Source organism: Delftia sp. ZNC0008 (genome assembly GCF_000799035.1).
Classification (GTDB): domain Bacteria; phylum Pseudomonadota; class Gammaproteobacteria; order Burkholderiales; family Burkholderiaceae_C; genus Comamonas; species Comamonas tsuruhatensis.
On the sequence record NZ_JTKZ01000193.1, the window covers coordinates 16305 to 34775 of the forward strand.

Here is an 18471-nt window from a genome sequence, read left to right on the forward strand (position 1 = left end):
TACTTTTCTCCGAGCTGGACGCCCAAGCTTCTGGTGCAGGCTGCCGGCACTGTCACGCTGCGGAGCAACTGAAGCTTTCCGCCTTGGCTGGGTCGCCCCGGCCATCGTAGCGTGGGAACTTCGGGTATTCGCACACGGGCCGCTGCAGCACCGGCCGCCTGGTGCCAGTGCCTGCGTTGGCGGGCTCGTAGCGGGTGGCCACAAGCCTGTCGGGCGCAGTGCCACGCTCCACCCAGGCGTCCATTGCGGCCAGCAGATCAATGCTCACCGGGTCGGTGCCCGGGCCGTCGAGGTTGTGTCCTATGGAGGGCGAACTGAGCATGCGCGCAAAACCCTGCACCTTGCTGGCGCCCAGGCGCGTTCGCACGCTATCCAGGTAATCCGCCGTGCGGTAGACCGAGACGCAGGTGTCGCCCATGCCATACCAGACGAGCAGCTTGCCGCCGTTGTCCGCGAAGGCGGAGAGATCGGGATTGTTCGCGTCGATCATGTTGGCCAGGCGCAGGTACTGGGACTGGTACTGCGTGGGGTCATGGGCCAGCAGGTCGGCATTAGGATTGCCTTCCACCAGGCGTGCGGCGGCCTGGGCTGCCATGTAGTTGAACGAGTCCCGCGCCGCGAAGCTGGGGCCGAACACGTAAGCCTCCCAATCAGAGGTCGCCGCGCCCCCGCGCCCATAGCCGGGATAGCCGCGCGCGCCTTGCGACACGGTCACCGGCACGTCTTTCTGCGCATAGATCAGCCGTACCGATTCGATCTGCCCCGCAGTGAGGCAGCTGTCGTTGTCGGCGCCGGTGCACAGCAGGTCCGTTGGCACGTAGTTGCAGGCGGCCACATTGCCGATGATGCCGTCCTTGAGACCGTCGAGGTCATCGCAGGCCTGTGCCTCGGCCTTGGCGTACAGGGCGATCTTTGCCGGGCTCAACCAGTTTTCGGGCTTCGAGAAAACGTGGCGCAGCAGTGTCGGACCCAGGTTGATCTGATGCGCCTGCTGGCTCATCGCGGGCTCCATGGCGATCACGCCGTCGTAGTCCCTGGGGTAGTTTTGGGTGGCTGCCAGTGCGGAGCGTCCTCCGTTGGAGTGTCCGATGTGGTAGCGGCGGGCAGGCCGCTTGCCATAGAAATCGGTGGCAATGGCCGTGCCCACTTCGAGCACAAAGTGATTGGCATCGAAAGCATGGTTGCGCAGCGCGACATCGCTGGCACCCCAGGCAAAACCGGGCGCCACGTGGCCCGAGTCGGAACTCATCTTCACATAGGTGTGGGCCGAGGGGCCGACGATGTGCTGGTACCAGGGGTCGTCGGTGGGGATGAATCCATCGAATCCGCCGCCACCGATCGTCAGTGTCTTGGTGTTCCACGTCCCGCCTGCGGGCAGTTCCACAGCCCAGTGAATGGTGGACTGTGGCGAGGAGACGATTTCTCCGCGCACGATGCATACCTCGGGCAGCAAGCCCTGTGCGGCACGCAGTTCCGTGCGCGTGATCGTGGCACCGTGGGGCAGGTTGGCCGTGCGGTAGGCGGGGCACGCCTGTGCAAGAGGCTGGCTGGCGGCGGGAATTTTGTCGCCGCCGCCACCGCAGCCGCCGAGCGTCAGGGCGGTCAGCGTGCCCATGGCGGCAGCGAGCAGGCAGGGGCGACCGCCGGGCGTACCTTCGGGCGATGGGGTGAAAAACATGGGATGCGTCTCCTGTTGTTGCTTGGATACGGAGCCTTCGGGCTCCGGGGCGCAACGATAGAGGCCGGCCGGCGCGGCACGGCCCCTGCAAATGCAGAGGAGAAGGGAAACCACCAAGGCGATTCGCGCCAGCTATTGGAGGTGCAGCGCGGCGATCAGTTCCACCTTGTTCTTCACGCCCAGTTGCGTGTAGGCGCTGCGCAGGTAGGTGCGCACCGTGGCGGGCGACAGGCCCAGGGAGGAGGCGATTTCCTTGTACGACCGGCCGTGCGCATACAGCGTGGCGGTACTCAATTCGCGAGGAGCCAGCGGCTGCGGGCCGGCGTGGGGCGACGGCAGGCTGATGGACATCAGGGGCCCGCAGGCCGACAGGCGCAGGCGGCATGCCTTGCCGCCCATGCCGCCAATGCCGGCCAGCTGCAGGCTTGCGGGCAGGGTGGCGGGGAGGGCTGCCAGCATAGCCGGCGGAAGACAGGTGCCCGACCATCCTGGGAACGCCGCCGCCAGGGCCTGGCCCACGCGCAGGCCGACGAAGAGCAGGGAGCCGTCGGCCGCGGCCAGGGCATATCCGTCCCACGGCCCATTCTGTGCAGGCGCTGTCTGCAACTGCTCCAGCCGGTACTGCCAGTGACCGAGCAGGTGCGGCACGAATTCGCCGAACAGTGCTGCCTCCGTGTCCGTGAAATCCTCGCGCCCGGGACCCCGGTACAGGCATGCGAAGAACATCAACCCGCTGCGCGGCATGGCCACCGTGATGGCCATGCAATGGTAGAGATCGTGGCGCTTGCAAAACTGCAACAGCTCCGGAGGGTCGGCATCTTGCGGCATGTCGTCGCCACTCGAGCGCAACACTTCACCGAGGCAATCCATGGACTGCCGCGCGAACGGGTCTACCACCGCCAGTGCATTCCACTCCGCTGCAAACGTCCTGGCCAGTCCGATGCTGCCGTGCAGCCAGTTGCGCGGTGGTGCATCTCCCTGGCTGGCCGATACCTCGCCCCACCACGCTGTGTCGAAGTCCACCAGCGTGCTTCGCAGCAGCTCCAGGCATTGCAGCAGCAAGCGCTGCGGCGGTGCGGTACGGCTCAAACCTGCCATTTGCAAGAGACTGGCGCTGAGCGCGCGCAAGGGCAGTAATTCTTGTGCATTCACGATTTGTAGGGTGAGCCATCAGCATTGTTGCAAGGCATCCAAGCCTCTTCTGGTCACGATGCCTCAGATCTGTACGGCCCTGCCGATGAACTGAATGGGCCCTGTCGGGCGTCCGCTCGGTGAGCCGCCTTCTGGCTCCAGGGTGAGCTCGAAAAGCTGATTCGGCTGCAGAGGCGGCAACTGGTCAACCGGCACTTCGATGGCTTCGCCCGGTTTGACCAGACCCAGGGACACCGGCGCTTTCCAGCCGTCGGCCTTGGTCCAGAACTGCAGGGATTTTTCCGCCGGAATGGCATCCTTACCCAGTGGCACAAGGCGCAGACGGCCTTCAGACTGGGCCTGGACCACCCACCCGGGGGCCTGATTCTGCGGCGCTGCCAGCACGACGAAGTAGCGCGGGGCAGCCGGCGGTGATGCCTCTCGCACCACCAGCACAGCCGCGAGCAGTGCTGCAGCGGCAAAGCCGCCACCCGCCAAGCCGCGCCAAAGGGCGAGGCTATTCCAGTGCCACCAGGCACCATGCTGTGCGTGGACCGCTGGCCGGGCCGGCTTGACGCTGGCCGCGATGCGCTGCCACAGCGTTGCGGAGGGCTCGGCGGGGGGAGCCAGCTGAACCAGCGGCAGGAGCCGTTGCTCCCATGCCTGCACGGCCATGCGCAACGCAGGCTCGTAGGGCAGACGGGATTCGATGGAGCGGCGCTGGGCTGCATTGAGGGTGCCCAACACGTACTCGCCAGCCTGCATCTGGAGATCGTCCGGGGAGCCGCCATCCGTCGACTCTGAGGGATTTGGGTGGGTGTCGCCGCTCATTGCATGCACTCTCTCAGGGCACGCAGTCCGCGTTGAACCCAGGCCTTGACCGTACCAAGCGGCGCCTGCACACGCGCCGCAATTTCGCTGTGGCTGCAGCCGTCCACGTAGGCGTGCAACAGGCAGGCGCGGCGCTCGGGCTCCAGCCGGTCGAGGCAATCGCCAAGACGACCCAGCGTCGCCTGCCGCTCCCATTCACTGCCGCCTTCCTTCCAGGCCGAAAGTGCGGCCTGGGCGTCATGCGCTTCATGGGCAGTTTCATCCAGCACGGTTTCGCGTGCGCCATCCCGTACACGGTTGAGGGCGGCGTGCCGCACCACGCTGTAGATCCACCCTCGACCACTTCCGCGATTGCCGTCGAAGGTGGATGAGCGGTTCCAGATGGAGACAAACGCATCGTGAAGCACGTCTTCCGCAGCGGTGCGATCGCCGACGATGCGCAGTGCCACGCCCAGGAGAAAGCGCGCCTCGGCCTCATAAATCCGCTGCAAAGCATCGCGTTCGCCGCGTGCACATGCATGCAATGCTGCGTCATGGTCGAAAGCTTCGTTGTTCTGGGAGGCAGCGGGCGGCACGAAATGGAGCGAAGGGGGCGTTGCGGGAAATCCTTCGTCCAGTGTATCCGCGCCGCTGCCGGCTCTTACATGGGCTTCCAGAAGATGTAGTCGGCCTGGTACTTCACGGTGGTCTTCTGGCCCTTGTTGGCAGCCATGCAGGGCTTGTCAGCCGGCGCCACTCCGCCCTGGAGCGCCACGCGCTGGATGTAGCTCACACCCTCCAGCGCGCCGCTGCCCATGGCCGGGTTTGCCTTCACCAGCTGGTAAGGCAGATTGCCTGCGCCGGACGGCGCCACAGCCAGCTGGGTGGCGGTGAGTTTGGAGCCGTCGTTGGCCTCCCAGGTTGCGGGGGGACCGTAGTAGCGGCCCACTTGTTTGCCCATGCGGTCCTTCAGTACAGCATCGGGTCCTACAAAGACCCATTCCGTCTGGCCAGGCGCGTTGGCCTTGTCGCGGCACTCGTAGGTGATGTCACCGCTGCCTACGGTTTCCCACGCAACCTTGTTCCCTGCAGGAACCTGTATGGGGGCGGGCAGCGATGCCTGGGAGAAAGTGCTGGCCTGCTTGTGCATCGAGCCACAGGCAGTGAGCAGGGCCGCTGTGGCTACAGCGAAAGAAACGGCGGCGGTGCGGGGTGCGGAACGAGAGGTCAACATTGCAATTCTCCAAACAGTTTTGTGAAGGGGACTGAAGCAGCGCATTTTTTGGGCTGCTGCTGGTACTACCCGCCATCGCATCGTTTGGATGCACCCCATGCAAAAATATTTTCGAGAAAGAGGGTGAGGGTGATCTTTGACCAGCCGCTGCTCGTGATTGATGGCCCTTACTTGATTCGCACTACGGCTGAAGCCAGCTCGCTCGCAGTTCTTCTGCCTGCCGCGCCAATCCGACCCAGTTGGCCTCTGAGGACAGCGGCTGCATCGCGCAGCCGCTGCCAAATCGGAATCGTCACCGGACCTCCGCTGCGGCCTGCTTGCCGCGCGTCTTCCACAGCGAGACGAGGACGCCCCCTGCTATTAGCCCGAAAGTCACGCTTAACGAGATCATTGCCGGGATCTTTCCAATGATGCCCACTAGGAAAATCTTGCTGCCAATAAAGACCAGCACCAGAGCCAGCGCGTACTTCAGGTACTTGAAGCGATGGATCATCGCCGCCAGCGCAAAGTACAGCGCGCGCAGGCCTAGGATGGCGAAGATGTTGCTGGTATAGACGATGAACGGGTCAGTCGTGATCGCGAAGATCGCCGGCACCGAGTCGACCGCAAAGATCAGATCGACAAACTCTACCAGCACCAGGGCGAGAAACAGTGGGGTCGCGAAGCGCTCAAGCCGGCCAGTTTCGGGATCCTTTATACGTACCCAGAAGGCGTTGCCGCGCAGGCCGTCGGTAACGCGCATGTGCCGCTTCAGGAACTTCAGCAGCGGGTTGTTCGCGATGTCGGGCATGTGGTCGGCAATGATCCACATCTTGATGCCCGTGAAGATCAGGAATGCACCGAACAAGTACAGAACCCAGCTGAACTGACTGACCAGCGTTGCGCCCAGAGCGATCATGATGGCGCGCAGCACGATCACGCCCAAGATGCCCCAAAACAGCACACGGTGCTGGTACTGCCGCGGGATCGCGAAGAAGCTGAAGATCAGCGCAATCACAAACACGTTGTCCATCGACAGCGACTTCTCGATCATGAAGCCGGTGTAGTAGTCCATGCCGCTCTGAGCTCCCAGGTACCACCACACCCAGGCACCGAAGACCAGCGCTACGCTGATGTAGCCGGCCGACAGCAGCAGGCTCTCGCGCACGCCGATCTCCTGATCGTCCTTGTGCAGCACACCTAGGTCGAATGCCAGCAGCGCTACGACGATACCGACGAAGGTCAGCCAGACCCATACCGGCTTGCCCATGAAGTCGGACGTGAGGAAGGGAGTGATAAGTTCCATTTTGCTCTTTCAGTGAACGACGGTCTGATGCATTGGTGAAGGTGTAATGGAATGGCTGGAGTTTAGGGATGGTCTTCGTTTGAACAAACCAGAGTTATTCGCACCTAAGATTCGGTTTTTCCGCACTGGAGCACGCATGCTGAACTACCGCCATCTGCATTACTTCTGGGTTGTGGCCAAAGCAGGTGGCTTCGCCAGGGCAGCCGAGCGGCTCGACATGGCGGTGCAGACCATCAGCGCTCAGGTACGCGAGTTGGAGAAGGCATTGGGTCATGAGCTGCTCAAACCCTCGGGCCGTGGCGTGGCGCTCACTGAAGCGGGCCAGGCCGCCTTCGCACGCGCCGAGGAGATCTTCCAGCTTGGCCAGGTCATTCCTGAGGAGGTGCGTGAAGCGGCTAACGGCAAGGTGGCGCGTCTCGCGGTGGGATTCTCCGACGGCATCTCCAAGCTCGCCGCTCACGCGCTGCTGGAGCCGGTGCTGACAACCACCAACCTTCGCCTCGTCTGTCACGAAGGCGAATTCGAACAACTGCTGGGTGAGCTCGCGTTGCACCACCTGGACTTGGTGCTTGCCGGGCAGGCCGCACCACGTAACCCCAATTTGCGCTTGTCTAGCGAACGGCTGGTAGATGTGTCGGTCGAATGGTATGGTCCCGCGAGCATTGTGGGCAAAACCGAGCGCGATCGGTTTCCGTACAGCCTGAATGACCTACCCGTGCTGCTTCCGACCGGTCACTCGGCCTTGCGCACGACGCTGGAGCACTGGTTCATGACCCAGGGCCTGCGACCGCGCATCGTTGGAGAGTTCGAGGACAGCGCACTGCTCGCTGTCTTCGCTGCGCGAGGGCTGGGCGTATTCCCGGTAAGCCGCCTGGGCGCCGCCGGCATCGGGGTGATGCGGGGCCTGAGACTGTTGGGAAGCGCCGATGGCGTGAAGGAAGAGATCCACGCCATTCGCTCTCGGCGCGGCCAGCATCATCCGCTGGTGCAGAAAATTATGGCCGTCGCGGCGACCGGAGCCGTCGACTGAGTCGCCGACAAATCGGACGACCGTTCGGCAGGCGGTGGCGTAACAGGTTCAGGCTTGCTGGAGCTCTAGCGCCTCGCCGCGAACCGACTCACGATAATCACCGATGTATTGACCGAGCGATTCCTGCGCAAATGTTAACTTTTAAGACTGAGCACCTAGAGGCCGCAGATGACCCTTGCCAACGGGTTTCTAGCCGGATGCGGCCGACGGCTTCAGGCTGATTGCCGACGTTCAGTGGAGACAACCAGACGACGGCTCTCGACCCTGAGCCGACCTTCGCCTGGCCCGATAACAGTCTTTCAAGACGCGTGCTGGCCGGCTTGCTCAGAGGTCAAACGACGCGTTCGCCCCCTCCGTGACGAAGCTCACCTCGAGCTCTTCGCATTCGAATTCGTCGGGAGACTCCCAAAGCTTGCTCGCCATCTCGAAGACATGGTCCGGTACGACCATGGAAAACGTGGGACCTCGCTCTTCATTCCTGCGCTGAACACGCGCACGACGAATTTCCAAGGGCGCGTCGAGGACATGGAGGTGAGGCGGAAATCCTTCGTTCGTGATCATTCGACAGAACTGGATTCTTGGTTGCTGCTGGATCAGGCCAAGTTCGAGCACAACGTCTCGACCCGACGCCAGTATTCTGCGGCTGTGGTTCCATATCAGACCCAGCAACCGTTCCTTTCGCTCAACATACCAAGGCACAAAATCGCCGCCCGGGCGGTCTGCGCTGAACAGCGTCGCAAACCACTCGTCGAGCGGGATGTGCACGCCGTTGCTGCTTGCAGCCAGAGCCGCGCCGAAGGTGGATTTGCCAGCCCCTACCGGGCCTTCGATCAAATGAACTCGAGACATGCTTGACGGTCACCAATTAAGAAACGGACGAGATTATGACGCGGCCTCCACTGCTAGCTCCTGGCAGGCTGCGACTGTCGCAGTGCCGAGCCCTTGCGCCAGTGCGCGGCGTGGCTGGTGCTGTTCATTCTCTTCAGGCGCGGCCCGCCGTGTGAGCCGCCATGCAGGCAAGACCAGAGCGTGCCAAGCGGCCTGATTGCGGCTGACAACACCCAACGGAAACGGTCACGTCAGGCCGTGACTTCCGCGAGCAAGGTTTCGGCAGCAAGCTTGCCGAGCGCATTGCCAGCCAGCGGGCTGTCGCCCGTAATGAGCTGCCTGTCCCGGTGCACGGCGCCCGAGATGCCATCGTTCACGATCTCAATGCCCAAGGCCTTGAGCCTTTCGCCGAACTTCCAGGTCAGGTGACCCGGCATGTAGCCGATGTCGGGGGTCTGCGCATCGAGCGCGTCGGGGAAGGCACATATCTTGTAGCCACGGTAAATGTCGCTGTCGCCAACCGCGAGGAATGCGGCAGGGCCGTGGCACAGGGAGATGACGAACCGTTTGTGGGTGGCCGCCCATTCCAGCACCGCCCCCACGTCACGGCTGTCGGGCAGGCCGATCAGTGCGCCATGCCCGCCAGGCACGAAGATGGCTGCATATTGCTCCAGGCCCTGCGCAAGCACAGATGACAGGCGCAACGGCTGCTTGAACTGCGGGTGGTACTTGTCGAAGAAGCCCTTGACCGTCTCGTCTTCGGAGGGCATGGCCCAGAACTCGAACTTGACGGGGTTTCCCGAAACCGTTGCCACGTCGAAGGCGAAGCCTGCCTTGTCGAGGTGGTACATGGGCAGCAAGGTTTCGACCGGATGGTTGCCGGTGGAAAAGAAGCTGCCGTTGTCGGTCAGCAGGTAGCGCTCGTCCGCGCCGATCATCAGGATCTTCTTCCTTCCTTGATAGGTGGTCGCGTAGTCAGCATCCCGCAAGTCGGACTTAGGCGAGGTGAACTGACTGAGCGAGTAGCGGGATGGAAAGAACGCATTGAACTCGGCCGGATCAGGTTGAGGTTGCTTGTCCTGGGTCGCTTGTTCAGCCATGGGGTACCTCTCGGGTAGGTTGCGGAAGGCCCTACGATGCTGCAGCAAAAATCCTGTGGCAGTGAGGCATTTCCGTCAATGCAGTGCAGACAAAGTCGATGCTCCGCTTATAGCTACTGGACAGGATCTGCGGGTGCCCTGCATCTGTTCGATGTTCCCGACTGAGCCCATGTCATCCATCGACGCAAGACTCAGAGCCAAGCCTTTATGACCGGCATGGCCTGTGAAGCCGATGCGATGTACGTGCACTTCAGGGCCTTCGGATCGCTCGATGCAATTTGCTTCGTAGCCATTCCCTGTTTCTGAATGAATGGCGCTTGCAGGCTATGCCAGGTTCATGCTCGTTGCGCGTCAACTCACAGTTCGCAACCAGCCTGAATCTGGCGGCCAGCCGTCGGTTGTCGACCCTCTGCTGTCGGTCGCTTGGCGAACTTGAACGGCGGCTGCGCAGCGGTTGCAGCCGTTCGATCCGGGGATCTAACCGTCCGGTCACGCTGCAAAGCCGACACCGACGGGCCCAGGACAAACGACTGCAACGGGTCGAGAGCCGGCGTCTGGTTGTCTCCGCTGACGTTGGCAAACAGCCTGAAGCCGTCGCTTCTAAGGCAGCAGTTAATGGCTGCTCCTGGCTGGAGCCGAGTCTAGATAATTGTGGGCACTGCACCACAAAGCGGACCTTCGGCGCATCACCTTGAGAGTCCGGTTGAGGGCAGGCAACCAACGGGTGCGGGGCGTCATCAAACGGTCCCGAGTAGTCCTTGGAGGTGCTCCTGCAAGTGACTTCTTCTCGCCGACACTAGCAGTTCATGGACCTCGTTGACAGCGGACTTCTCCGACTAAGCGCATGCAGCGGGAGTCTGCCTCCTGGCACACCCATGCCCTCATACTATCGGCCAGACGTGGGCACTGCTGCTTGTCGTACTTCGCGAAAAAATTAGCCAAACGGAAAAGTGGTCGGGTGCATTCATCGTTCCAGTGCGCGCGTCAGGCGCGTCCATCTTTTCTTTGGTGCCATCTAGCAGCACTAAAATTGGAAAATTTCAATTCAGCCAATCGACATCCGCTCATAGCCAAGTCCGCCAGGACCTCGTTGCTTATCGACGTAGGAGCATCGCCACTGCGGATCGAGGCTTATCTGCGTGCATTGTGGCTATCTTTTCGTTTTTGTGCGCTGACATCTTTATCGCCCTCGCAGGTTCACGAGTGTCTCTACTGGTCGTGCAAGAAACACTGGTCAGGCCATGAAGCTCGACCCCCAATCCTTCGCACAGAGTGCGCAGACGCGGGCTGCCAAACCAGCGTGCAACGATGAGCCGTTAACTTCCCTTTACCGGCGTTGGCGCAACCCGCTGGTACGGCTGTTCCAAGGGCGTAGCCGCGATCGGGCGCAGGCCGAAGATGCCACACAGGACCTGTTTGTCCGTATGGCCATTTCAGGAAAAATCCTCGGGCCAGAAGAAGAAAAGCCTTATCTCAGTACCGTCGCGCGCAGTGTTGCCACCGACAACTGGCGCAAGAGTGGACGCGATTGCGCCTTCGAAACCGTCTCGATGGAGGCGGCCTCCGAAGAGCTGGAGTCGCTTCGCGCCGACGACGCTCTTTCCCCGCTGGAAATCGCCGCGCATCGCCAGCGGATTGCCCGCCTCAACGAGGCCGTGGCCGAGCTGCCCGAGCGCCAGCGCCAGGCCTTTTTGCTCAACCGCATCGACGGACTGAGCCACGACGAGGTGGCGGCCGCCATGGGCATTTCCCCGCGCATGGTCGCCAAGCACCTCAACAGGGCCATGGCCTATTGCCATCTGCGCGTGAAGTACGGCAGCGTGGAGCAGATGCAGCGCCTGCACACCACCCACGATCCCAGCGAAGAGGGCGCCGCAGAGCGCAAGGACATCCCATGACCGACGCTCCACGACCTGCGTCCCTGCCCGAAGGCCTGTCGGCCCAGGCATTGATCGACGTGCACGAAACTGCTGCCGAATGGTTCATGCGCCGCAGCGAGCCCGGCTGGACGGGCGCCGAGGAGCGCGCCCTGGAGGGTTGGCTGGCCCAAGCACCACTGCATCGAGAGACCTTCGAGGGCATGTCCCTCATCGGCCACGACCTGCATCAGATTCCGCTGGCGAAGAGTCCTTCCTGGCGCATGGTGGCTCGCAACCGCGCGGCCGTGACAGCGGTGCCCGCCGCGCCTCCTGCCTCGCTGCCACGCGCAGCCGGGCTTGCTGGAGCGGCTAGTCTGAGTTCCCCCTCCCGGGGACGTCGCAACTGGGCGTCTGCAGCCGCCTGCGCCTGCGTGGTGCTGCTGGCGGGCGGTGGCTACGGCTGGCACCGCTGGGACAACACGGCCAGCTTCCAGCTGGACGTGGCCACAGGCCATGGCGAAACCCGGGCCATCGAACTGCCTGACGGATCCAGCGTTACCCTGAACATCGACAGCAGCCTGCAGGTGCGCTTCTACCCGGGGCGCCGGGAAGTCCTGCTCGACAGGGGCGAAGGCTTCTTCCAGGTTGCAGCCGACACCCGCCGTCCTTTCACCGTCGACAGCGGCGTCAGCCAGGTCAAGGTGGTGGGTACTGCGTTCAATGTGCGCGCCGTGCCGCCGCAGATCGTCGTCAAGGTGCTCGAAGGCAAGGTCGAGGTGCGGCCCGACCGCCATGCAAGCCAGGGCCAGGTGCTGCGGTTGGGGTCGGGCAGTGGCCTGTCCATCGATCCTTCCACCGGGCAGACCCGCAGCATGCACGCCGCTGCCGCCACCGTGGGCGACTGGCGCACCGGGCAGATCCAATTCCAGAGGGCACCGCTGGGTGATGTGGTTCTGGAACTCTCACGCTACCTGGGCCAGCCCGTCGTTTTGGTCAATCAGGACCTGGCGCGCCAGCCCGTCTCAGGCGTTTTGTCCACGGCCAGCCCGAAGCTCTTCCTGCAGGCGCTGCCCGAACTGCTGCCGCTGCGTGTGCAGCAAACGGCCGACGGCGGCTGGCGCATCTCCCGCCATTGAGCCGCCGAGCCACGACACGGCCGGATATTGAAAACATTTTGATACAAATTGATGCTGCAGCCAGGGTTCTGAACTTGGCCCGTGCCTGCGTTCTTTACCTGTAGGGGGTGCGAAATCTTCGCGTCTCTCGACTGCCAGCCAGCATGCAGAAGGCCTGCGCCTTTCGCCGATCCAGCCAACGGTCACCCAGCGTGCGCAGCTCCATGCCCGCAAGACACAGTTGGCCGACGAAGGTTGCTGCACTGGCGTGTTCGCATACCTCGTTGTGACCACCCGGAAGGCCTGCCATCCGCACCCGGTGCGCGATGCGCTGGCCTGGCCCGGGCTGCCTGCCGATCTTGCCCGCATGGCGCGCGCCGCCCGCGCAGGCCGGTGCCTGCGCGTATCGACGACAGAACAGGAATTCAAATGCGAGCAAGAAAACTGAGGAGCGCTTTGGCGAGCAATGTATTGGCCATGTATGGCGGAGGGCATCGTGGTACGGCGACTTTGTCGGCGCACTACAGCGCTGTGGCCGCCATGGTGGCCACAGCGCTGGTGACGATGGCCATGCCTGCCGTGGCACAGGCACAGCAGCAGGCGCGCGTGGCCTTCAGCATTGCCGCGCAGCCACTGCCCACCGCGCTGCGCGCCTTCGCTGCGCAGGCCAGGCAGCAGTTGCTGTTCGATGAAGACGGGCTGGCCCACCTGCGCGCTCCCGCGCTGGAGGGCAGCTACTCCCTGGACGAGGCGCTCAAGCGCCTGCTGGCGGGTTCGGGAATGGCCGCCAGGCAAAGCGGTCCGGGCCTGTTCACCATCAAGGAGGCGCAGACGATACCTGAGGAGCAGGCCGCCACGCTGCGGGAAGTGCGGGTGGAGGCCAGACGCCTGGGCGAAACCGAGGGGACTGGCTCCTACACGAGCGACGGCATCACGATCGGCAAGACGGCGCAGGCGATGAGAGAGCTGCCGCAGTCGGTGTCCGTGCTCACCAGGCAGCGGCTGGACGATCAGAGCATCACCGATCTGGGCAAGGCGGCCGAGCAGATCGTGGGACTGACGGTGCAAGACAGCGGCCACCGTCTGACCGACATCTATTCACGCGGCTTCGCCATCGATAGCGTGCAGATCGATGGCGGTGCGCCCATGTCCACGTCCAGCGGCAACTACACGTTCATCTCCTATGACATGACCGAATTCGACCGCGTCGAAGTCCTGCGCGGAGCGGCTGGTCTGCTCAATGGAACGGGCAATCCGGGCGGCGCTGTCAACCTCGTGCGCAAGATGCCCACATCCAAGCCGCAGTTCAATTTCACGACCAGTGCCGGGCGCTGGAACAACTACCGCACGGAAGTCGATGCCTCAGGCCCTGTGGCATTCGACGGAAAGCTTCGGGGCCGTGCCGTGGTTGCCTATGAGGACCGCAACTACTTCACCGATCTGCGCTCCACGAAGAAACCCACGTTCTATGGCGTCCTGGAGGCTGATGTGGGTCCGGATGCGGTGCTGGCCGTGGGCGGCAGGTACCAGCACATCAAGGAGAACGGCACACCGCAGGGCTTTCCGAGGTACAGCAACGGCGCCGACCTGCGCTTGCCTCGCCATACGGCTCTGACGGCTCCATGGGCGTTCGAGGACACCACATCCACCGAGCTTTTTGCCAAGCTCAGCTGGAGGCTGGCGCCGCGCTGGACACTGCGCGCCAACGCCACGATCACCCAGGAGGACAGGGACGTCAACGGCGGCTATGTTTCAGGGGCCGTGAATCCCGTCACCATGGCGGGGTCGCGCTGGGTCGGCTCGGACCAGCACAGCTGGAACAGACAGAAGATGGTGGACGTCAACCTCAGTGGCGCCTTCGATCTGTTCGGACGCACGCATGAACTTCTGGTGGGTGCAGACATGCAGGACATCAACAGCAAGTGGCAAAGCTTCGTCGTGGATCGCGCGACGGGGCAGGTGGCCGATCTCTTCAACATTGGCTCGACGCCCTATGCCTCCGGAAACCTGGCCCGCGGCCAGCTGTTTCGCAGCTACGAGCCGAACGACACCAAGCAATATGGCGTCTACGGAACGCTGAGGCTTGAAGTCGCGGACCGTACCAAGGTGGTCATCGGTGCACGTGCGAACAAGTACAAGTTCAATCAGATCTACGGCACCTACCTGAACAACAGCTGGCAGATGACCGACACCTGGCGCATCGCCAGTGCTACGCAGTACAAGGAGCCCACGCAGGTCGTGCCCTTCGGTGGCGTGATCTACGATCTGACGCCGCAGTGGTCGGCCTATGCCAGCTACGCGGAGATCTTCAACCCGCAGGCTTACTACAAGTCGGGCCCCGCGCCAGGTACCGGGCTGGAACCCATGCACGGCAGCAACAGCGAAGTGGGTCTGAAGGGCGAGCTGCTCGACGGCAAGCTCAACACATCCTTCGCGCTGTACCGCGTGGTCCAGAAGGATCGTGCGATACAGGACACGCGCTACCCCACCAGCGAAACGCTGTTTGCCGGCGCATGCTGCTATGTCAACGCCGGCAAGGTGGTGAGCCAGGGTATGGACATGGAGATCAACGGCGAAATGGCGCGGGGCGTGAACCTGTATGCCGGCTACACCTACAACAGCAACCGCAACAAGACCGAGAACGCGGTGTTCAGCACCATCACGCCCAGGCACTCGCTGAAGTTCTTTGGAACCTGGCAGCTGTCCGGCGAGGCATCGGCCTGGAAGATCGGTGCAGGTGCCACGATCAACAGCAAGCAGTATGTCAAGGGCACGGCCGCGACATGGAACGAGGCCGCACAGAACTGGACCGGCCCCTCCACTCCCTTTGCATACACGCAGGGTGGCTACGCGGTGTGGAACGCGCTGGTGGAGTACCGCATCAACCCGACCTGGCAGCTCTCGCTCAACGTCAACAACCTGTTCGACAAGTGGTACTACCGAACGGTGGGCACGTCCACCCTGGGCAACTACTACGGCGAGCCTCGCAACTGGATGCTGACTCTGCGCGGGCGATTCTGATCACATTAAGGATCTGTAAGTGCAGCACGCCACGGATTCGTTCGTGGCGTTCGTCTTTTCGGGCAATGTTCGCTTTGGATCAGTCGCTGGCCTTCGCCAGCGATCGTTAGCCAATATGCAATCTCGCGGCTTACGGCCAGACCTCGTCCAGATTGACCCGCGTCGAGCGACCGTTCCCCCTGATAGCAGACATAGGCGAGTCGACCGCAATGGGTCGATTGCAGGCCGATGCGATCGACCGCTGGAGTGGAGCTCAACGCTTATTGTGCTGAGGCACCGAATCTTGCGTGCAACGACCGCTGACGTTGGAAGCACTCATTGGGCACAGCGGCGAGAACGACAGCAAGGGGTCGTCAGCCGCCAAGCTACATCAAGCATGGACAATGTCCGCTTCGATCACGTCACGCTTGATACTCCCGAGCCAATTGTCTAACCAGTGCGGCTACGGTGGATTCTGAGTTCACGCCCGAGACAGAGTGCCCCGCGCTCCAGATGTCGGTCCAGCGTTGGTTGGGTGCGGGGTCCGACCCGCCGCCAAAGCGGCGTCGGGCTTCCTGCACGGTCACGTTTTCGTCCAGCATGGTCACATCGATGCCCAACCGCTCGGCCGATGGCCGCAGGAAGCTCGCTGGCAGGCCGGTAAATGCGCGGGTGAGCAGCACGTCGTCCAGCGAACTGCCGATCAGCATCTGCCGATAAGCATCGCTGGCCAGGCTTTCGCGGGTCGCAATGAAGCGCGTGCCCATGGAGCCCAGGTCACAACCCAGCGTGCGCGCTGCACGCAATGCCACGCCGTCGGACAGCCCGCCGGCCAGCACCAGGGGCCCATCGAATACATCGCGTACGGCGCGGACGAAAGCGAAAGGATTGGCCCAGCCGGTGTGCCCTCCGGCTCCAGCAGTCAACAGCACCAGTCCGTCCGCCCCCGACTCGATTGCGCGCAGCGCGTGATGCAGCGATGCCACATCGGCAAACACATGGCAGCCGGCTGCATGTAGCCGCGGCACCACGGCGGCAGGTGAGCCGACGCTGGTGATGACCATCGATGCGCCGTGGCGCGCGATGACCTCCACTTCCGCCATGACCTGGGCGGGGTTGCGCCGCATGATGAGATTGGGGCAGTAGGGGGCGGTGCCTTCGGGGGCTGCGCGGGCCTCTTCGTCCAGACGGGTCAGCCAGGCATCGAACTCTTCGAGCGTGCGGCAGTTTGCGGTGGGAAAGGCGCCGATCACGCCTGCGGCGCACGCGGCAGAGACCAGCTCAATGCCGGAGATGCGCAGCATGGGCGCGGCGATCACAGGCAGAGTCAGGCGATTCAGGAAAGGAAGCTGTGCGCTCATGGCAGATGGGCTTTCAAAGCGATGAGAGGAGGGGCGCAGGGTGAGGCTGGGACATGGATGGCTTCAACTGCCGCATCCGTACCTGTAACTGCAATGGTGGCGCGCCGGTAGTAGGTCAGGGCCGGTGCGCGTAGGCCGGCACTCACCTCAGGTACTGCCTTGCGTTATCCAGTGCAGGGGAGCTGACATCGGCTTGCCGGTCCATCCCGGCGAGGTGTACCGGATAGCGCACGAGGGACAACGGCCGGTCGTGTTCAAAAAGCCCTCGCCGGGTGAAATGGGGTAAGGTCGCCAAGTCCGAGGGAGCCACCACGGGAGCGACCGGCAGGTCGTGGCGTGACAGGCGATCGAAAGCCTGGGCGGCATCCTCGCAAGCGAGTTGTTCCCCGATGCGGGTGTTGATGGCATCCGCTTCAGGCTTGCGCGCGCGCAGGTGGAGATAGGCCTCCCCCGCAAAAGGCCCCATGTCCATGGCCTGGCACAGCCGCGCCCAGAAGTGGTCTTCCAGCGCCGCGAGCGAGAGGTATTGCCCATCGCGGCAGCGAAAGGCGCCGTAGGCGGGCTTGACCAGCGTGGCCTGGCGTTGTGCGCCCAGGCCGGTGGCTCCCTCGGCGCCGTAGGCACCCAGGCGGGGATTCATCCAGTGCAAGGCGCAGTCGGCCAGGGCCACGTCCAGGTGCTGGCCCTGTCCGCTCGACTGGCGCTGCAGCAAGGCGGCCAGCGTGGACGACAGGGCGTACATGCCCCCGCACAGATCGGCCACCGGCAGGCCGAAGTTCTGGGTGGGCGACCCGCCGGGCGCGCCCGAAACGGCCAGGACGCCTGCCGCCGACAGGTAGTTGATGTCATGGCCGGGCAGATCGGCCCATGGGCCGGCCTGCCCATAGCCGCTCAGGGACACGTAGACCAATCGCGGGCAGCTCTCACGCAGGCTGGCATAGTCCAGCCCCAGGCGCGCCATGACGCCGGGCCGATAGGACTCGACCAGCACGTCGGCCTCGGACACCAGTGCGCGTATGCGCGCGCGCTGGGCCTCGTCCTTCAGGTCGGCCAGCAAGCTGAGCTTGCCCCGGTTGACCGCATCGAAGCCGCCTGGCCCCATGCGGCGTGCGTTGTCGCCATGGGGCGGGCGCTCGATCTTGATCACGCGTGCGCCCATCTCGGCCAGGCTTTGCGTGAAGAAGGGGCCGGGAAGCAGCTCGCTGAAGTCGATGACCGTGACGCCGGCCAGCGGTGCGGCCATCGCGCTCATGCGCCGCTCCGCTCCAGGATCACGGCGTCCAGTGGCAAGGCGCCCTGGCCCTCTGGCCCGACCCAGATCGGGTTCAGGTCCATCTCCTCCAGGCGATCGGCATGGGCCATCACGAAGTCCGACACGGCCAGCAGCAGCTGCTGGAGGGCAGCGATATCGGCCGGTGGCCGGCCGCGCGCGCCTGCCAGCAGGGGGAAGCAGCGCATCTCGCGCACCATGCTGGCGGCATCGTCCGGCGTGAGCGGCAGCAGCCGCCGCGTGACGTCCCGCAGGATTTCGACGTAGATGCCGCCCAGCCCGAAGGTCATGACATGGCCAAAAACGGGATCGCGCGTGACCCCCGCGATCAGCTCGATGCCCGCGCGTGGCGCCATCTTCTCGATGAGCAGCCCGTCAATGGCCGCGTCCGGCTTGTGCAATGCCACCGACGCCATGATGTGATCCCAGGCTCCCTCCACACCGGCGCCGTCTTCCAGGCCCACGCACACACCGCCGATATCGGATTTGTGGACGATGTCGGCGCTCGCGATCTTGGCGACCACCGGATAGCCCATGGCGTCGGCGAACTGCCGCGCCTCCTTGCGGCTGCGGGCCACGGCGGCCGGCAACAGCCGGATGCCGGCTTGCTGCAGGCGCCGCTTGGCTTCGAATTCCGGCAGGCTTTCGACGGGGCCGGGGGCCAGCACGGGTGCGACGGTGGGCGCAGGCAGGTTGCGCAGCGCCACGGCCGCAGCGCTGCGCTGCCAGCGCCCCCACTCCACCCAGCGGCGGATCGCGGTGACGGCCTT

General features: G+C 63.6%; 16 protein-coding genes. 5 read left to right on the forward strand and 11 right to left on the reverse strand.

The window, feature by feature from the left end; all coding sequences use genetic code 11:
- Positions 1-52: 52 nt before the first annotated feature.
- The 6 genes from L995_RS06400 to L995_RS06425 all read right to left on the reverse strand — a co-directional run bounded on the left by L995_RS06400 (position 53) and on the right by L995_RS06425 (position 6138).
- Positions 53-1678, reverse strand: a complete 1626-nt coding sequence (locus L995_RS06400) for a tannase/feruloyl esterase family alpha/beta hydrolase (RefSeq protein ID WP_047470287.1) — start codon at positions 1676-1678, stop codon at positions 53-55.
- Between the two features lie 132 nt (positions 1679-1810).
- Complete coding sequence (locus L995_RS06405; RefSeq protein WP_082001501.1) at positions 1811-2776, reverse strand: helix-turn-helix transcriptional regulator; 966 nt, start codon at positions 2774-2776, stop codon at positions 1811-1813.
- 117 nt (positions 2777-2893) lie between these two features.
- Entirely contained in the window at positions 2894-3640 is a 747-nt protein-coding gene (locus L995_RS06410; protein ID WP_047470292.1) for an anti-sigma factor, read from the reverse strand.
- Entirely contained in the window at positions 3637-4215 is a 579-nt protein-coding gene (locus tag L995_RS06415) for a sigma-70 family RNA polymerase sigma factor (protein ID WP_047470297.1), read from the reverse strand. The genes L995_RS06410 and L995_RS06415 overlap by 4 nt, the downstream gene beginning before the upstream one ends.
- Before the next feature lie 65 nt (positions 4216-4280).
- Positions 4281-4853, reverse strand: a complete 573-nt coding sequence (locus L995_RS06420; RefSeq protein WP_052195760.1) for a DUF3455 domain-containing protein — start codon at positions 4851-4853, stop codon at positions 4281-4283.
- 292 nt (positions 4854-5145) lie between these two features.
- The gene (locus tag L995_RS06425) at positions 5146-6138 is read right to left on the reverse strand and encodes a TerC family protein (protein ID WP_047470300.1); all 993 of its coding nucleotides are present in this window, start codon (positions 6136-6138) and stop codon (positions 5146-5148) included.
- A gap of 136 nt (positions 6139-6274) precedes the next feature.
- Between L995_RS06425 and L995_RS06430 the strand changes: the two genes are divergently transcribed.
- Positions 6275-7168, forward strand: a complete 894-nt coding sequence (locus L995_RS06430) for a LysR family transcriptional regulator (RefSeq protein ID WP_047470304.1) — start codon at positions 6275-6277, stop codon at positions 7166-7168.
- A 324-nt stretch (positions 7169-7492) separates the two neighbouring features.
- Here L995_RS06430 and L995_RS06435 read toward each other — a convergent pair whose 3' ends face one another.
- Together L995_RS06435 and hchA are read right to left on the reverse strand one after the other, a co-directional pair.
- Positions 7493-8017, reverse strand: coding sequence for an AAA family ATPase (locus tag L995_RS06435; protein WP_047470306.1), 525 nt, complete (start codon positions 8015-8017; stop codon positions 7493-7495).
- A 230-nt stretch (positions 8018-8247) separates the two neighbouring features.
- On the reverse strand, positions 8248-9096 hold the full coding sequence (gene hchA, locus L995_RS06440; RefSeq protein ID WP_047470309.1) for a glyoxalase III HchA: 849 nt from the start codon (positions 9094-9096) through the stop codon (positions 8248-8250).
- Positions 9097-10337: 1241 nt separating this feature from the next.
- On the opposite strand from hchA, the gene L995_RS31830 reads away from it, so the two are divergent.
- The 4 genes from L995_RS31830 (at position 10338) to L995_RS06460 (ending at position 15091) form a co-directional block, all read left to right on the forward strand.
- Entirely contained in the window at positions 10338-10994 is a 657-nt protein-coding gene (locus L995_RS31830; protein WP_082001502.1) for an RNA polymerase sigma factor, read from the forward strand.
- On the forward strand, positions 10991-12091 hold the full coding sequence (locus L995_RS06450) for a FecR family protein (protein ID WP_052195762.1): 1101 nt from the start codon (positions 10991-10993) through the stop codon (positions 12089-12091). The genes L995_RS31830 and L995_RS06450 overlap by 4 nt, the downstream gene beginning before the upstream one ends.
- A gap of 220 nt (positions 12092-12311) precedes the next feature.
- The gene (locus tag L995_RS32840) at positions 12312-12518 is read left to right on the forward strand and encodes a hypothetical protein (protein ID WP_047470313.1); all 207 of its coding nucleotides are present in this window, start codon (positions 12312-12314) and stop codon (positions 12516-12518) included.
- Between the two features lie 92 nt (positions 12519-12610).
- A complete protein-coding gene (locus L995_RS06460; protein ID WP_197065113.1) occupies positions 12611-15091 on the forward strand; it encodes a TonB-dependent siderophore receptor in 2481 nt (826 codons plus the stop codon).
- Between the two features lie 401 nt (positions 15092-15492).
- Here the strand turns inward: L995_RS06460 and L995_RS06465 are convergent, their stop codons facing one another.
- From L995_RS06465 to L995_RS06475, 3 genes are all read right to left on the reverse strand, one after another.
- Positions 15493-16431: an NAD(P)H-dependent flavin oxidoreductase gene (locus L995_RS06465; protein ID WP_047470319.1), complete on the reverse strand. Its 939-nt coding sequence runs from the start codon at positions 16429-16431 to the stop codon at positions 15493-15495.
- A 142-nt stretch (positions 16432-16573) separates the two neighbouring features.
- Positions 16574-17683 (reverse strand): CaiB/BaiF CoA transferase family protein, encoded by a 1110-nt coding sequence (locus tag L995_RS06470; RefSeq protein ID WP_047470321.1) that lies wholly within the window; start codon positions 17681-17683, stop codon positions 16574-16576.
- The coding region (locus L995_RS06475) for an acetate--CoA ligase family protein (protein WP_047470323.1) at positions 17680-18471 on the reverse strand (792 nt) is incomplete at its 5' end. The genes L995_RS06475 and L995_RS06470, both read right to left, overlap by 4 nt.

Excerpts from the sequence above, each read along its gene's own strand:
- L995_RS06400 (WP_047470287.1), bottom strand. The coding sequence starts at position 1,678 with ATGTTTTTCACCCCATCGCCCGAAGGTACGCCCGGCGGTCGCCCCTGC.
- L995_RS06405 (WP_082001501.1), bottom strand. The coding sequence starts at position 2,776 with ATGGCAGGTTTGAGCCGTACCGCACCGCCGCAGCGCTTGCTGCTGCAA.
- L995_RS06410 (WP_047470292.1), bottom strand. The coding sequence starts at position 3,640 with ATGAGCGGCGACACCCACCCAAATCCCTCAGAGTCGACGGATGGCGGC.
- L995_RS06420 (WP_052195760.1), bottom strand. The coding sequence starts at position 4,853 with ATGTTGACCTCTCGTTCCGCACCCCGCACCGCCGCCGTTTCTTTCGCT.
- L995_RS06425 (WP_047470300.1), bottom strand. The coding sequence starts at position 6,138 with ATGGAACTTATCACTCCCTTCCTCACGTCCGACTTCATGGGCAAGCCG.
- L995_RS06430 (WP_047470304.1), top strand. The coding sequence starts at position 6,275 with ATGCTGAACTACCGCCATCTGCATTACTTCTGGGTTGTGGCCAAAGCA.
- L995_RS06435 (WP_047470306.1), bottom strand. The coding sequence starts at position 8,017 with ATGTCTCGAGTTCATTTGATCGAAGGCCCGGTAGGGGCTGGCAAATCC.
- hchA (WP_047470309.1), bottom strand. The coding sequence starts at position 9,096 with ATGGCTGAACAAGCGACCCAGGACAAGCAACCTCAACCTGATCCGGCC.
- L995_RS31830 (WP_082001502.1), top strand. The coding sequence starts at position 10,338 with ATGAAGCTCGACCCCCAATCCTTCGCACAGAGTGCGCAGACGCGGGCT.
- L995_RS06450 (WP_052195762.1), top strand. The coding sequence starts at position 10,991 with ATGACCGACGCTCCACGACCTGCGTCCCTGCCCGAAGGCCTGTCGGCC.
- L995_RS06460 (WP_197065113.1), top strand. The coding sequence starts at position 12,611 with ATGGTGGCCACAGCGCTGGTGACGATGGCCATGCCTGCCGTGGCACAG.
- L995_RS06465 (WP_047470319.1), bottom strand. The coding sequence starts at position 16,431 with ATGAGCGCACAGCTTCCTTTCCTGAATCGCCTGACTCTGCCTGTGATC.
- L995_RS06470 (WP_047470321.1), bottom strand. The coding sequence starts at position 17,683 with ATGAGCGCGATGGCCGCACCGCTGGCCGGCGTCACGGTCATCGACTTC.